Annotated in this window: 12 protein-coding genes; 9 read left to right on the top strand and 3 right to left on the bottom strand. The window is 55.8% G+C overall.

The genetic code is table 11. The features are described 5' to 3' along the window. Nucleotides 1–55: 55 nt before the first annotated feature. From Mal52_RS09220 to Mal52_RS09190, 7 genes are all read left to right on the top strand, one after another. A complete protein-coding gene (locus Mal52_RS09220) occupies nucleotides 56–2,515 on the top strand; it encodes a DUF1553 domain-containing protein (RefSeq protein WP_145375569.1) in 2,460 nt (819 codons plus the stop codon). A 4-nt stretch (nucleotides 2,516–2,519) separates the two neighbouring features. Further along, nucleotides 2,520–3,959: a DUF1501 domain-containing protein gene (locus tag Mal52_RS09215; protein WP_145375568.1), complete on the top strand. Its 1,440-nt coding sequence runs from the start codon at nucleotides 2,520–2,522 to the stop codon at nucleotides 3,957–3,959. 235 nt (nucleotides 3,960–4,194) lie between these two features. After that, a complete protein-coding gene (locus tag Mal52_RS09210; protein WP_145375567.1) occupies nucleotides 4,195–4,392 on the top strand; it encodes a cold-shock protein in 198 nt (65 codons plus the stop codon). A 133-nt stretch (nucleotides 4,393–4,525) separates the two neighbouring features. After that, nucleotides 4,526–4,876 carry a DUF1805 domain-containing protein gene (locus Mal52_RS09205; RefSeq protein ID WP_197534772.1) on the top strand — a complete coding sequence of 117 codons (351 nt, stop codon included), beginning with the start codon at nucleotides 4,526–4,528 and terminating at the stop codon, nucleotides 4,874–4,876. Continuing rightward, nucleotides 4,873–5,310, top strand: a complete 438-nt coding sequence (locus Mal52_RS09200) for a VOC family protein (RefSeq protein WP_145375566.1) — start codon at nucleotides 4,873–4,875, stop codon at nucleotides 5,308–5,310. The genes Mal52_RS09205 and Mal52_RS09200 overlap by 4 nt, the downstream gene beginning before the upstream one ends. A gap of 1 nt (nucleotide 5,311) precedes the next feature. Continuing rightward, on the top strand, nucleotides 5,312–5,716 hold the full coding sequence (locus Mal52_RS09195; protein WP_145375565.1) for a hypothetical protein: 405 nt from the start codon (nucleotides 5,312–5,314) through the stop codon (nucleotides 5,714–5,716). Nucleotides 5,717–5,770: 54 nt separating this feature from the next. Beyond that, nucleotides 5,771–6,250: a GNAT family N-acetyltransferase gene (locus Mal52_RS09190; RefSeq protein ID WP_145375564.1), complete on the top strand. Its 480-nt coding sequence runs from the start codon at nucleotides 5,771–5,773 to the stop codon at nucleotides 6,248–6,250. On the opposite strand, the gene Mal52_RS09185 is transcribed toward Mal52_RS09190, so the two are convergent. From Mal52_RS09185 to Mal52_RS09175, 3 genes are all read right to left on the bottom strand, one after another. Then, nucleotides 6,247–6,717, bottom strand: a complete 471-nt coding sequence (locus Mal52_RS09185; RefSeq protein WP_197533813.1) for a CBS domain-containing protein — start codon at nucleotides 6,715–6,717, stop codon at nucleotides 6,247–6,249. The two genes, Mal52_RS09190 and Mal52_RS09185, sit on opposite strands and share 4 nt — an antisense overlap. 262 nt (nucleotides 6,718–6,979) lie before the next feature. Beyond that, nucleotides 6,980–8,344, bottom strand: a complete 1,365-nt coding sequence (locus tag Mal52_RS09180; RefSeq protein WP_145375562.1) for a DUF1501 domain-containing protein — start codon at nucleotides 8,342–8,344, stop codon at nucleotides 6,980–6,982. A gap of 294 nt (nucleotides 8,345–8,638) precedes the next feature. Beyond that, complete coding sequence (locus tag Mal52_RS09175; RefSeq protein ID WP_197534771.1) at nucleotides 8,639–10,021, bottom strand: sulfatase family protein; 1,383 nt, start codon at nucleotides 10,019–10,021, stop codon at nucleotides 8,639–8,641. A gap of 444 nt (nucleotides 10,022–10,465) precedes the next feature. Here Mal52_RS09175 and Mal52_RS09170 point away from each other — a divergent pair, with 444 nt between their 5' ends. Together Mal52_RS09170 and Mal52_RS09165 are read left to right on the top strand one after the other, a co-directional pair. Further along, nucleotides 10,466–12,436: a redoxin domain-containing protein gene (locus Mal52_RS09170; protein WP_145375561.1), complete on the top strand. Its 1,971-nt coding sequence runs from the start codon at nucleotides 10,466–10,468 to the stop codon at nucleotides 12,434–12,436. Nucleotides 12,437–12,798: 362 nt separating this feature from the next. Further along, nucleotides 12,799–15,108, top strand: a complete 2,310-nt coding sequence (locus Mal52_RS09165) for an efflux RND transporter permease subunit (RefSeq protein ID WP_231962576.1) — start codon at nucleotides 12,799–12,801, stop codon at nucleotides 15,106–15,108. Nucleotides 15,109–15,113 lie beyond the last annotated feature (5 nt).

The following is a 15,113-nucleotide window of genomic DNA, read 5'->3' as shown; positions in this document are numbered from 1 at the left end:
CATTTGTTAAAATTGAGAGCAGTGAAATCCGTCTTTTCATGAAGGTATGCTCTCGATGGCCATGCGACGATCTGTTGGTTTGCTAAGTCTGTTGATCTGCTGCGCAGCGGTGCCGTTGTGCGCTGCGGAACCGCCGCCGCGGAAGATCGATTTCAACCGCGACATCCGCCCGATTCTTTCGGACACCTGTTTTGCTTGCCACGGGCCCGATGGCGAATCGCGGGAGACGGACCTGCGATTTGATCACAAGGAATCGGCGTTTGGCGAGTTGAGCGACGGCAGCTTTGCGATTGTGCCGGGCCAGTCGGCGGAGAGCCAATTGATCGAGCGGATCACATCCGACGACGACGCTTTGCGGATGCCGCCAGAAGATTCCAATAAAAAGTTAACAGCTGACCAAATCGAGTTGCTGAAACAGTGGATTGATGACGGCGCAGCTTGGGACGAGCATTGGGCCTTGGTTCCGCCGCAACGCTCGCAGCCACCCACGGTGACGAGCCCCAACTTGCCGCGGAATGCGATCGATCAATTCATCTTGGCCCGGTTGGATGCGGAAGGATTGTCGCCTTCCCCGCAAGCGGACCGCGTGACGTTGATTCGCCGGTTGAGTTTTGACCTGATCGGCCTGCCGCCCACAGTTGCGGAGGTGGAAGCCTTCGTCAACGACAATCGTCCCGACGCTTACGAACGGCTCGTCGACCAGTTGCTGGCTTCGCCGCATTTTGGCGAACGGTTGGCGGTCTACTGGTTGGACTTGGTGCGGTACGCCGACACGGTTGGTTATCACGGCGACCAAACTCGTTCGGTCTCAGCCTATCGCGACTATGTTATCGACGCCTTCAACGCCAATCGGTCCTATGACCAGTTTACGATCGAACAGCTCGCGGGCGATTTGTTGCCCAATGCCAGTCGCGAGCAGAAGGTGGCAGCGGGTTATAACATGTTGGGCATGACAACCATCGAAGGAGGCGCGCAAGCCAAAGAGTACCTGGCCAAATACGCCGCCGATCGCGTCCGCACGACATCGGTCGTCTGGATGGGAGCAACGTTGGGTTGTGCGGAATGCCATGATCACAAATTCGATCCGTATACAGCGCGGGACTTTTATAGTTTCGCAAGCTTCTTCGCCGACATCCAACAAAAAGGGGTCGCCAACCCGGCGGCGAATTTGTTGTTGCCAACCGAGAAACAACAGCAGCAGTTGACGGAATTGGAAACCCAACTTGCCGCCGCGCAGGCGACCTATGACGAACTTGAAGCAGAGCACAAAAAAGTCGCGGAGAATCAACCAGCCAGCAGCGCTTCACCGACCGAAACCGAATCGGGCGAAGAGCCAGCGGTTGATGAGGAATTGAAGCAACGCCTCACTGCCGCAAAAAGCGAATTGGCCAACGCTAAAAGATTACACAAGCGTTTGTTGAGTACCATTCGCAAAACGATCAGCCCGGTCTCCGGAGAACCGCGCGCGATGCGGGTTCTGGCCCGCGGAGATTGGATGGATGAAGCGGGCGAGATCGTGCAACCTGCCATCCCGGCCGCATTGGGGGCATTGCCACCCATGGAGCGGCGCGCGACACGGTTGGACTTGGCGCAGTGGCTCGTCTCGCGCGAACAACCTCAGACGGCACGCGTGTTCGTCAACCGTCTGTGGAAACTGTATTTCGGCCGCGGACTGTCGTCGGTGTTGGACGATCTTGGTTCGCAGGGAGAGCGGCCGAGTCATCCCGAGTTGCTGGATTGGTTGGCGGTGGAATTTATGGAGAGCGGCTGGGACATTAAGCATATGATTCGCTTGATCGTCACGTCGTCGACCTATCGCCAATCATCGCTTGATAATAACGAACTGCGAACACGCGATGCACAGAACCGTCTGTTGGCACGGCAATCTCGATTTCGCATTGAGGCGGAATTCGTGCGCGACACGGCCTTGGAAATCAGCGGACTCTTGGTCAAGGATATCGGCGGCGAACCGGTTCGTCCGTACCAGCCGGCCGGTTACTATGGTTACCTCAATTTCCCCAAACGGACTTATCAGCCGCACAACAGTGACCTGCAATATCGTCGCGGCGTGTATATGCATTGGCAGCGGACGTTCCTGCATCCCATGCTGTTGGCCTTCGACGGGCCGAGCCGCGAGGAGTGTACGGCCGAGCGTCCCATTTCCAACACGCCGCTGGCCGCGCTGACCTTGCTCAACGATCCGTCATTTGTCGAAGCCTCACGCGCGTTTGCCCAGCGAATTTTGAACGAGGGCGGAACGACGGACGATGAGCAATTGAGTTGGGCCTGGAGACAAGCGGTTTCTCGAACACCCGATGACCGAGAACTGGAATTGCTGCGAAAACTGTTGGACAAACACCGGCAAAGTTATGCCAACGATCACGAGGCGGCTGAGAAACTGATGGGGATCGGCCTGCATACAACGCCGCCCGACAGCGACTTGATCGAGTTGGCCGCCTGGACGTCCGTCGCACGGACGATCATTAACCTCAACGAGACTATCACCAGGAATTGATGTGATGCATCCTCTGGAACAACATATGGCGTACTCTTCGCGGCGGTCCTTCCTGCAGAATTCTTCGGTCGGCCTGGGAGCAACAGCGCTGGCGAGTTTATTAAACGCCGATGGCCTGGCTGCATCGGGTGATGCCCAGCGCACCGGGGGTGTGGTCCAGCCCTTGCACTTTCCGCAGAAGGCCAAGCGGGTGATCTTTTTGTGCATGGCAGGCGGGCCGTCGCACTTGGAGACCTTTGACTATAAACCCAAGTTGGCCGAGATGGACGGTCAGCCGATGCCGGCGGAATTCACAGCCGGTCAACCCATCGCGCAGCTGCAGGGACAAACGCTTCGCTGCCAAGGACCGCTGATTGGTTTCAACAAACATGGCGAATCGGGACAAGAGATCAGCGACTTTCTGCCACACACAGCCAAGTTGGCAGACGACTTGTGTATCATCCGCTCGATGCGGACCGATCAAATCAATCACGATCCCGCGCACACAGTCATGAACACCGGCACGTCGATTTCGGGCCGACCGAGTATGGGGTCGTGGATCAACTACGGCCTGGGAAGTGAATCGGCGGACCTACCAGGATTTGTTGTGCTGACTTCCGAAGGGGGCCGTAATCCGCAACCGATATCTTCGCGGCAATGGCACAGCGGATTTTTACCCAGCCGGATGCAAGGTGTTGAGTTTCGCTCCAATGGCGACCCGGTGCATTACGTAAACAACCCAGCCGGCGTAACCGCTACGCGGCAACGTGATGTTGTCGAGACGATCAACGCGCTCAATCGGGTGCGCAATGAAACCGTTGACAATCCGGAGATCGCCACCCGTATCGGACAATACGAACTCGCCTTCCGCATGCAGGCCAGCGTGCCGGAGTTGATGGACCTGTCGGGCGAAACGCAAAGCACATTGGACATGTATGGAACACAAGGGGCCGATGGTTCCTATGCCGCCAACTGTTTGTTGGCGCGACGTTTGGCCGAACGGGGGGTGCGTTTCATACATCTGTACCACCGCGGTTGGGACCATCACGGCGATTTGGTCTCCTATATGAAAACGTGTTGCGGTCTCACCGACAAACCGACCGCGGCCTTGTTGACGGATTTGAAGCAACGCGGCATGTTGGATGACACGCTGATCATCTGGGGCGGCGAGTTTGGCAGGACTCCGATGTTCCAAGGCAAAGGAAAGAACCCGGGCCGCGACCACCACATTCGTGGGTTCTCGATGTGGATGGCCGGGGGCGGAATTCGTGGGGGGATGACCCACGGTGCAACCGACGAACTGGGTTACAACGCGACCGATAACGTCGTACACGTCAACGACTTGCACGCGACAATGTTGCACCAATTGGGCATCGATCACAAGCGGCTGACATACCGTTTTCAAGGGCGCGACTTCCGTTTGACCGACATCCACGGTCAAGTCGTGCGCGACATTTTAGCCTGAGCACAGCAGGGCTAATCGCTCTGCGAAGCCACCCGCCAGGGCGGTCGAATGGTCCAAAACCACTACAAATGCGTGGAAAAACTGTTTCAAACTTTTTTTACGAAATGTCTTGGAACCAGAGATGCGTGTTGACGCACAGGGTGGGGGTGATAGAATCAGTAGCATGCGGCGGAGTTGCCTGGCGGTTGAGTTCCAGGCGTCGCCCAAAACTCACTTTTTTTCAGGATCTGGTTGAATGGCTGAAGGTACGATCAAACGGCTGACGGACAAGGGTTTCGGGTTTATTGACACCGGAACGGACAAGGACATGTTCTTTCACATGTCGAATCTCGAAGGAGTTCGCTACGAAGAACTTCATGAAGGTCAACGGGTCTCCTACACCCCCGGGGAAGGTCCCAAAGGACCGCGAGCGGAAAACGTCAAGCCGGTCTAAAATAACGGACGTTTGACGAAGACCAGGAAGCCGACGATTTTCGTCGGCTTCTTTTTTTCATTCACACTGAGAACAAGAACACTGCCGCTCAATCCAAATAGCGCGCTACGTTTTTTCTCCGGCAAGAGACCCAATGATGAACGACGCCCTGCCCCGCTCGACGAATCGCACGCTGGAATTTCAAAACGGTTCGGCCCTCGGCATCAGTAACCGTTGGCAGGGTGGACAATACTGCACGATTCTCACAGCTGCGGGAATCGTTGGCTGCGGGATCTACGATTTGGTGACTCCCGCTGAATTCAATCAAGCAATCGCCATTGCCAAAGGGACGCCCGCGAATCCGCTCGTCGAACCGGAAGACTTGTACGATGCCAAGATCGTCGGCATCACGCCGCAAGCAGGAGCTTTGGGAATCACGCTCGGCATGACCGGCAAAGAAGCCGTCGAATTAATGCTACAGGCCAATCAGGAGCCCTCGGAATGAATCAATCCGCAGAAACCACTGCCGCACCGATACAAGTGAAGTGCATTGACCATGTGACTTTGATCGTCAAGGACTTAGACCGCAGCCGCGATTTTTATGTGGGGCTGTTGGGGATGGACGAAGTCACCCGTCCTGGATTTAGTTTTCCCGGAAGTTGGTTTCAAGCCGGCCCCTCGCAGATTCACTTGATTCTAGAACACGACCAATCCTCGCCCGCCGGACTACCGCGACCGAGCAAGAAAGCGGGCGCTGCGACAAGGACGCATCACTTTGCCTTCGAAGTCGACGACGCCTACGCCGCCGCCGACGCCTTGAGAGCACAAGGCATCAAGTTCATGTGCGAGCCGAAGTTGCGACCCGATGGCTACGTACAGACCTTTATCTCCGATCCGGATGGGCACTCGGTGGAATTGTTTTCGGTGCCGGCGGCTTAGCATGTCTATCGAGGATTGGACTCCATTTCATGAGGAAACGATAAAAGACATTCTGCGCGAGTGGTATCTCGTTCCCAATACCGATCCAATCCTCAGACAAACAGCGCTGGAATTCGACGCCTTACCAATCTTCTTGGACATGTGGTCGTATTGGTTTCTTGGATCCGATGGCAGCGTCATCATCCGCGATGTGGAATTGGGCAGCGGAGACACGGCTATCTATACGGATTTCTTAAAGCGTGCCTCCGCATTGACGGCCGGTGTGCGACGCTATCCGCGGTTACGGTTGCTACTCCCACAGCGCCCACGCGATGCAGTCGATTGTGGGTGCGTAGGGATTCCGATCATGGAGAGAGTCGTTTGCGGCACTTGTGGCGGTCTGCGTTGGTTACAACCAAACGATTAGATAGCTGACGGGTGTGTCGTTACATACCGGTCGATGTGAGACGAACGAACCACCATGAGACACGCAAGCGCATCCGATCTGGAATTCATTGCGGAAAGCTTCGTTAAAATTCCTCGATTCATGCAATCGGGGGAAACGGATGCATACATTGCCGCGCTGCCGACCCAGGTCGACGACTCGATACGAGAATTGGCGAGCCGTTATATTTGCGATGATGACCGGATTGCGTTGGTCGTTGAGTCAGAAGGGCAACTGATCGCCTGCTTGTTGGGTGAAATACGTCAGCCGTCACTGACTGCCGCGAACTTAGGAGACGTCGGGTTTATTTCGATCTGCTGGGTCGAACCGCAGTTTCGAAATTCTGGCTGCGCTGCAAAACTAGTCTCCGAAGCAGAAGAATGGTTTTGCTCGCGCGGAATTGAGTTGCTTGAAGTCTCTTACATGGCCAAAAACGAGACCGCTGCCAACGTTTGGCAACAATTGGGTTTTGAACCATTTCGCGTTTTGGCTTACAAGTCACTCGCCGGCGATTAAACAATCGGGGCTTCGTGACGTTCGGCGATGCTGCTGAGGTACAGCCAAGTTGATTCACGATCCGGGGCGGTCGCCATCATCTTGTGCGCGGCCTTCAACAAGTCGCGGCGGCTGATTTGGCCGACGAGTTTTGATTTGTGGATCACCGGTAAGCGGCGGCAATGTGTGTCGCGAAAGATCCGCGCGATCTCAAGCATGTCGGCGTCTTCGCCAATTGTGGGGACTTCGACATCCATGAACGCATACAGGTGCGTCGTGGGGTGTTGCTCGTATGCCGATTCTAAAAGTACGGACATGCAGTTTTTTTCGGAAAACATACCGAGAAAATTGCGGCGGGCATCGATGACCGGAGCGCCGGAGATGCGGTGCTTCAGCAACAGATCAATCGCCTGGAACACGTCGACTTCCGGCGAAAGGGTCACCAATTTGGTGACCATGATGTCCTTAGCCAATTGGGATGTATACATTCCGAATCTCCAGTCCGCCGTGCTGTATTGATAGACCCGTACCCCCGCAACCATCGCGCATGTTGATGGGCTACCCAACGCAACATTAGGAATGACTTCCAACTCGAAAGATTATAGGCATCCCCATTCCAAATACGCAAAGAAATTATTCGGAAAATGGCCCGCTGCCCGAGGATGGCGGACTTCGATCAGCCGGTGCGGACTGTGCGGATTCGGCAAGAATCTCGGCCGGAACTCAACGCCACCGCTCAGGTTGCGCCGGCTAGATCAACTGTTTGATCGGTTGGCCACTGGGAAGAATCGGGATCGGACGGCCAGCGAAACTGGTAAACTGCTGCTGCGGATCGACGCCCAGATGCCGATAGACGGTCGCCAACAAATCTTGTGGCGTCACCGGATCGTGCAAGGGATATTCCGCATTGGAATTGGTCTGCCCCACGACCTGTCCCATCCGCAATCCGCCGCCGGCAATCAACGCGCTAAACGCGCCGGGCCAGTGATCCCGTCCCAGGCCGATTTGATTGGAGAAGTTTGTCGGAGCATGTGTGACGCGCGGCGTGCGGCCGAATTCCCCGCAAGCAATCACCAGCACATTTTGGTCCAGGCCCCGGTCGTGCAGATCGGTGATCAGTGCCGACAGTGCTTGGTCCATCTGCGGCAGACGTTCTCGCTGTGCGTAATCGAGATGAAACGCGCCGGCGTGGTCGTCCCAACTGAAATTCTTGGTCGTGCTGTTCGGAGCGGTGGCATCGACGTTAATCACAGCTGCGCCCGCTTCAGCCAGCCGCCGCGCCAATAGACAGCTTTGTCCCCAACGATGTCGTCCGTAACGGTCTCGCAGTTTGGGATCTTCTTGCGCAATCTCGAAAGCATCGGCCACTTTTCTGCTGGTCAGAATACTGAATGCGGCGGATTGGAATTCATCCGCGCCGTCGATGTCATGCTCGTACCGCTGGCGAAAACGATCGAATTGTCCCAGCAGATGCTTGCGATCCCCCAGGCGACGATGATCAACGCCGGTCGCTAGCGTCAGATTCTTTGGCGCATAACCGGGCAAGGAGGGATCGCCGGTGTCGAACGACCGGTGCGCTGCTCCCAAGTAATTGGGTTGGGTCATAAACGGCGAACGCTGCACGCCGATGTATTGCGGCAGGCCTTCGGGATGGGGGCCGCGAATGCGACTGGCGACCATGCCGAAATCGGGATGTTTCGAGTGCGCTTGCGACGTTGGATCCGGCACGCTGGGTGTCTGGCCGGTCAGCACCTCGATACTGCCGTCGTTGTGCGCCGACATCTCGTGATGCAACGAACGGATGATGGAAAACTTATCCGCAATCTTTGCCTGCAACGGCATATATTCGCAGATGTCCATACCGGGCACATTGGTGCGAATCGGATTGAGCGGCCCGCGATACTCGCTGGGAGCATCGGGCTTCATATCGTAGGTTTCGAGCTGGCTGGGTCCGCCCCACATCCAAAACAAAATCACCGACGTCGTCGGTCGCGGTTTCTCTGAGGCTGCTTGCAACCGCAACAAGTCAGGCAACATCACTCCACCAAGTGCTAGCGTCCCCACGCGCAGAAACTCGCGGCGCTGGATCGGACCGGTACAGTGGGATGCCGGCATGGGTGGAGAACTCCTGGATGAAAACTCCGTGTCTGGAATACGACGCATGGATTATCGCCGATTCGTTTGCCGTGTGCAATGTGTAGAGTGGGCTTGAGGCGTGAGAAGTGAGGCTTGAGGGCAGAACCAGGATCGCGATTTTTACCGATCGCCTCTGTAAGCGTACGGGTGGCTGGGGACGGGCGAAGTCCGCCCCCAGTGCGTTGGGCATCGGGTAGTCAACGACCTGGGGGCGAGCGAATGCTCGTCCCCAGCCACCCTTTGCCTGACAGATCTTGTCGATCGGTGCACGACTCATTTACGCCGCTTCGCCTTACGTTTCTTATTCGCCGCCTGCTCGGCTGCCTTGTTGATCATTTCGACGGTGATGGTCGCCGGTTGGGGGTTTTCGACAATCAACGGTTGTTTGTCGCCGTAGACACTTTGTTGTTTGATAAGCAGCGTCATCATCCGGTCCGTTTGCTCCTGGTCGCTTTCAGAAAGGTTGTGTAATTCGAGAGGGTCTTCGCGCAGGTTGAACAGTTGCGTGACGTTCACCTGCGGGTAACGTATCAGTTTCCAATCACCGTGTCGCACGCCGCGCATCACGTTGCGATAGGCCAAGAAAATGTCGTCGCGAATGCCAGCCGCTTTTCCGTCGATCACCGGCGTCAAGCTTTTGCCATCGAGGTCCGCTGGAATCGGTACGTGCGTCAGATCGCAGACGGTTGGGAAGATATCGAACAAATAACAAAAGGCGTCGCTTTGCCCGTGGGGGATTCCCGGTCCGCTGAAAATCAACGGCGCTCGCATGCTGTGCTCGTACAAGCTTTGCTTGCCGAACAGACCGTGACTGCCGACGGCCAGACCATGGTCCGAAGAGAAGACAATAATCGTGTTGTCAAACTGGCCGGTTTCTTTGAGCGTTGCGATGATGCGGCCGATGTTGAAATCGATCGACGAGATGCAGGCATAGTAGTCCCGCAGATGTTCACGGACCGTTTCTTCGGTACGGGGCCAGGGAGCGAGTTGTTCGTCGCGGATCACCATCTCGCCGTTGTCGAAGGGGTGCAGCGGTTTGTAGTTTTCCGGCAACGGAAGTTCAGCCGGATCGTATAAAGCCTTCCATTCCTCGGCAGCGACGCGGGGATCGTGCGGGCCGGCAAAGCCAAGGTACATAAAAAACGGATTGTCGCGATCGTAGTCTTTGAGGAATTTGACCGCATGGTTAGCGATCGTTCGTCCATGATGCCCGGAAGTTCGCTCTGCTTGATCATTGAGATATTGCGAGTGATCAAACGCGGTGTGGTACTTGCGAGCGGTGTTGCCCCGCTTGGACTCGTGATAGGTGGTGTACCCGGCCCGCTTCATCGTTTCGCCAAACGTTCCTTCGATCTGTTTGGGGTCGTAACGGAACAGGGACATCCCGCTGTGCATCATGTGCCGGCTGGGGTTGCAGACGGCCGGCATGGTGGAGCCCATGCAGTAGGCGTTGTTGAACACGAATCCCGAACGGACCAGTTCGTCGATGTTCGGTGTCTTGATGTGCGGATTGCCCAAGGCGGCAATCGTGTCGGCGCGTTGGTCATCGGTAAACAGAAACAACACGTTCGGCTTCGCTGCATCCGCCGCTTGGACGCGGTGATCCATAAAGAATGGCGCCGAGAAACAACACAAAACAAGTAGCATGCGAGCCATAAAGGTCTCCTGCAGGTGCTCAACTTGGCATCAGATGATCAACAACGCATGATACCGACTTCGAGTGAAGGAAAAAACCAACTGGGTTTGCGGCTGTGGTGGGATCGGGAAAATGACTATGCCCCCAGCAAATCTTGCTCATTGCGAAAATGGCAACGGGGTATTGGGCCGAGAATGCATTTTTAAAATACATTTTGCCGTGGGTCAATCAACATTATGGAAGGGCGAACGGCATCATCGTGATGGCCAGTGATCGCTCGGCGGAGGAGCAATTGTGAATTTTGTCTAAACCTCTCCCATTTCAATTTCACCGGTCCACTCTATAATGCCCCGACATTCTGGGGGTAGGCTGCAAGAGCACGATAAGATCGCTCTTGTGAACTGACCGGTGGGATTGCACAATACAGCTTCATTACCACGCAATTTTTTGTAGGGAAGCCATCCATGACATATCGGAGTTTTGGATTCGCTGTTTTGCTCTGTGCGATTCATTTCACAGCCGCTGTAGCGGAAGACGCCGGCTCTGAACCGCAGGTTCCCAACACCACGTTTCGCCTGCCAACGGTCGACGGCAAGGTCGTGGAATTGGCTGACGGTTCCGCGGGATTGACGGTGGTTTGCTTTCTGGGCAGCGAATGCCCGCTGGCTCGGTTGTATGGGCCGGGATTGAACAAATTGGCAGCGGAGTTTGAATCGCAAGGCGTGCGGTTCGTGGGAATCAACAGCAACCTCCAAGACTCGACGGAGGATGTCCGCGAATACGCTAAGCAATACGCCATCACATTTCCGATGGCCAAGGATTACGAGAACCAGGTCGCCGATCAATATCACGCCAAGCGCACTCCGGAAGTCTTCGTGGTGGATGAGCAACTGGCGATCCGGTATCGCGGGCGGATTGACGATCAATACCTGCCGGGACGTGCGCGGACGAAGCCGGCCCGCGAGGATTTGAAAATTGCGATTGAAGAGCTGTTGTCAGGAAAACCGGTGACAATGGCTGTCACCGAGCCGAACGGTTGTATTATCGGTCGTGAGAAAAAGGGAGAGGTCACCACCGATTTGACCTTCACCAAAGACATTGCTCGGGTCTTGAACCAGCATTGTGTGGAATGTCATCGTCCGGGTGAGATCGGCCCGTTTTCGCTCACCGACTACGACGAGGTGATTGGTTGGGCGGATATGATGCTGGAAACGATCGACGATGGCCGCATGCCGCCATGGCATGCCAATCCCCAGCATGGCGAATTCTCCAACGCGCGGCATATGCCCGATGCGGACAAGCAAGCGTTCACCGATTGGGTCGAAGGGGGCATGCCGTACGGTGACGTGCAGGACTTGCCCGAGTTGCCGAAATTTGCAGACGGTTGGTTGATGCCCCGCGAACCCGATGTCGTTGTTGAGATGCGCGAGCGCCCCTTTACGGTTCCGGCTGAAGGGACTGTGGAATATCAATACTTTGTCGTGGATCCCGGATTTGAAGAGGACAAATGGGTCACCGGCTCACAGGTGATTCCCGGAAACCGGGGAGTTGTGCACCACTGCATCGTGTTTATTCGGCCGCCGGACGGCTCCGATTTCCGCGGAATTGGGTGGCTGTCCGCCTATGTTCCGGGCCAGCGATTCACGATGCTCCCGCCGCACCGCGGCCGGAAAATTCCAGCGGGATCAAAACTGGTTTTTCAAATGCACTACACCCCCAACGGGTCCGAGCAGGAAGACCTGACTAAAATCGGGCTGCTGTTTGGTAAAGAACAAGACATAACCCACGAAGTCTTGACGCTGGTCGGCATTGATCAGGAATTTGAAATCCCGCCGCACGCAGCCGACTATCCCGTGGAAGGCCGCGTCGAACGGTTGCCTAACCAGGGAGAATTACTGGCGATCGTGCCGCACATGCATTTGCGGGGCAAGTCGTTTCGGTTGTTTGGCAAACACGAGACGGATCGTGAAGTGCTGTTGGACGTGCCGCAATACGATTTCAATTGGCAGCATGTCTATGAATTGGCGGAACCGATGCCGTTGTCTTCGGTCAAGGCGTTGGAATTCACGGTGAAGTTTGACAACTCCAAAGCGAATCTCGCCAATCCCGATCCGTCGCAACATGTCAGTTGGGGCGATCAGACCTGGGAGGAAATGGCGGTCGCGTTTTTCGAAGTCGCCGTTCCGCGCGGGAAAAAGGATGAGTGGAAACGTGACAAGAAGCCGGTGGATCCCCAAGTACGTGAGAAGGAAATCCAGGAATTTGTGGCGACATTCCTGAAGAACTTTGACAAAGATGGCGACGGAGAAGTCGCCTGGCTGGAAGCTCCGCTCGGCTTTCGCCGGTTTGGCTTCCGCAATATCGACAAGGACAAGGATCGGCGGCTTACGAAAAGTGAAGTCGAAGCAGCGGCTCGCCAGAAAAACCGGTTTTGATCACCCCTGGATTGTGAAGTATCAAGTCCTGTCGACGCGCGTTGATTTCGACAGGATGCTTAGCCACAGATTGAACACGGATGAAACACCGATTTTGTTGCTCGTGTGATTACAGCGCTAAATTAAGTATTAGCCCCACTCAATTGGGGGTGCCTCTGGCGGCTCGTCCGCCAGTGCGCACGTGGAGCAACATGCCTGGAGAGGGAAAACCCAAGCTGACACGGCACTGGCGGGCAAGCCGCCAGTGGCACCCGGCGTTCACCGTACGCGCAACGAACGGGATTGATCGGCGACGAACTAGGGCAACGACCATCGCCGGCTGCGAATGAATCACCACACTTCTTGCTGAAAGCTGAGCTTCTATGCCTCGCCGATTTGACCGAACGACCGGTTGGATGGTCGACCACCCTTCCGTTGTGACGTTCGGTTTGCTGGTCATCAGTGGATTCGCCTTGCTGGGATACATTGCTCCAGAGCGACTCACCGATTTGTTCAGAGTCAATGAACCCAACCAGCAGTCACCCACGACCAAACGTGAGAAATTTGAAACACCCCCCGACGTCGATCCGGTGAGCCTGTCGGACTCCGATGCGGTTTTGGTTGTTGATTGCGACGCGATCTTTACTCAACGCGGCGCTGCTGCGGTGCGGCATGTGGTCGATGAACTTGAGTCGCTGGATTATGTGCGCAGCATCTTGTGGATGGATCGTGTCCCGATTCTCAACATCTTTGGCTTGCCGGAACCGATTTTACCCTCGGCGACTGCTTCAGCCGGACGTTTCGAAGCGGCGCGTAAAAAAGCGGATGCCCACCCCCTTGTGGCGGGCCAACTTCTGTCCGACGACGGCAAAACGTTGTTGCTGCTGATTAAATTCGATTGGCTGTTCGTCTCCGATGATGAAGATTGCACGTCCCGACTCCGAGAAGAAGCGGAAAAAGCAGCGGCCGATTTCCTCGACGTCAAGATGTCGTTTCTGGTTTCGGGACGCGTCCCTACGTATTTGACAATCGTGCAATCCCATGAAGAGAACAAATATAAGTATCAAATCATCGGCTATTCGATGATCGGTTTGATCGCCATAGTGCTGTTCCGTGGATTTACGGCGGTCATAATCGTCGCCCTGGCGCCCGCGATGGGGGTGTTTTGGACATTAGGGATGCTGCAATATTTTGATTTGCAGAACAATCCCTTCAACGACGTCATCTTGCCGGTGCTCTTGAGTCTGGTGGGACTCACTGATGGTGTGCATTTGATGGTGCAAATCCGTCGCTATCGCGCCTCGGGAATGAGCGAACGCGATGCCGCCCGCGCCGGCGTCCGCGAAGTGGGATTAGCCTGCGCGCTGACGTCGCTCACCACGGCGATCGGCTTCGGGTCGATGTCCTTAGCGCATCACAAAACCGTGCAGGAGTTCGGTTGGAGCTGCGTGATGGGCGTCCTGTTGACGTTTGTGGCTGTGGTGACGGTGATTCCGCTGGCCTGTTCCACGCGCATGGGACGGCGGGTCCATATTGGTCATGAGCGGGGACTGATTGATCGGCATTTGAATCGGATCGGCGGCATCATTGAGTTCGTGTTGCGGCATACGAAGGCGATTAGTTATTTCGCGATTGGGCTGACATTTGTCCTATTGATGATTTCCTTAACGCTCCGCCCCGACGAACGCCGGACCGATGCGATGCCGACCGGCTCCGAAGCGGCCGTTGCCATGCGGCACATGGACGATGCCTTTGGTGGACTGGAATATTCCGCCGTCGATATCAGCTGGCCCTCTGACGTGCCTGCGGATTCGCCAAAAATACTCGAAGCGGTCTCTGCCGTCGACGATTTGCTGCTGTCAGAGGAGTTGATCGGCCACCCACTTTCCATTCGCAATCTCATCGACGCCTTGCCGGGCGAAGGGAAAGCGTCTGAACGGATGTCGATGATTGAATTACTCCCCCCGCCCTTGAAGCGCGCATTTTACACCCCCGAGCGCCGCCGAGCCTCCGTAACGTTTCGTGTTCGCGATTTGGGAATCGCCAAATATGGCCCGGTGTTTCGCCGGCTGGAAGCGGGACTCGAAGAAATCCACAAACAGTATCCGAACTTCACGTTCAATTTGTCCGGCTCGGCCGTTCGGCGTTGGAAACATCTGTACCAAATCGTGGTCGATCTGGCGGCCAGCCTGGGGAGTGCGGCGATCATCATTTTCGTCGTCTTGGCGTTCGTCTATCGTTCGGTGCGGATGGGATTGATTTCTATCATCCCGAACGTTTTTCCCCTAGCGGTCACCGGAACAGCACTGGCGTTGACGGGTGGATCGTTGGAAATGGTGAGCGTCTGCGCGTTTACTGTCTGTTTAGGAATCGCCGTGGACGACACGATCCATTTTCTCACGCGTTATCAAGAAGAACGGGAGAAAACCGACGACGACCACGAGGCCATTCGTGCTGCCTTTACCGGGGTGGGGACAGCACTCATCATGACCACCGCCGTGCTGATGGTTGGGTTTTCCACGGTGCTGTTGAGCGACATGCGCGACCAACGCATTTTTGCCGCCATGAGCGGCTTGACGATTGGTTCGGCGCTGTTCGGAGATCTCGTCTTCCTACCGGCCCTGTTATCGCGATTCGCACGGGCAAAACCGAAGAGCGACTCCGGCGTGGACGAAACTCCCAGCGACGTTTGATCAGC

Source organism: Symmachiella dynata (genome assembly GCF_007747995.1).
GTDB classification, from domain to species: Bacteria; Planctomycetota; Planctomycetia; order Planctomycetales; family Planctomycetaceae; genus Symmachiella; species Symmachiella dynata.
This window is presented reverse-complemented; position numbering and strand designations above follow the sequence as displayed.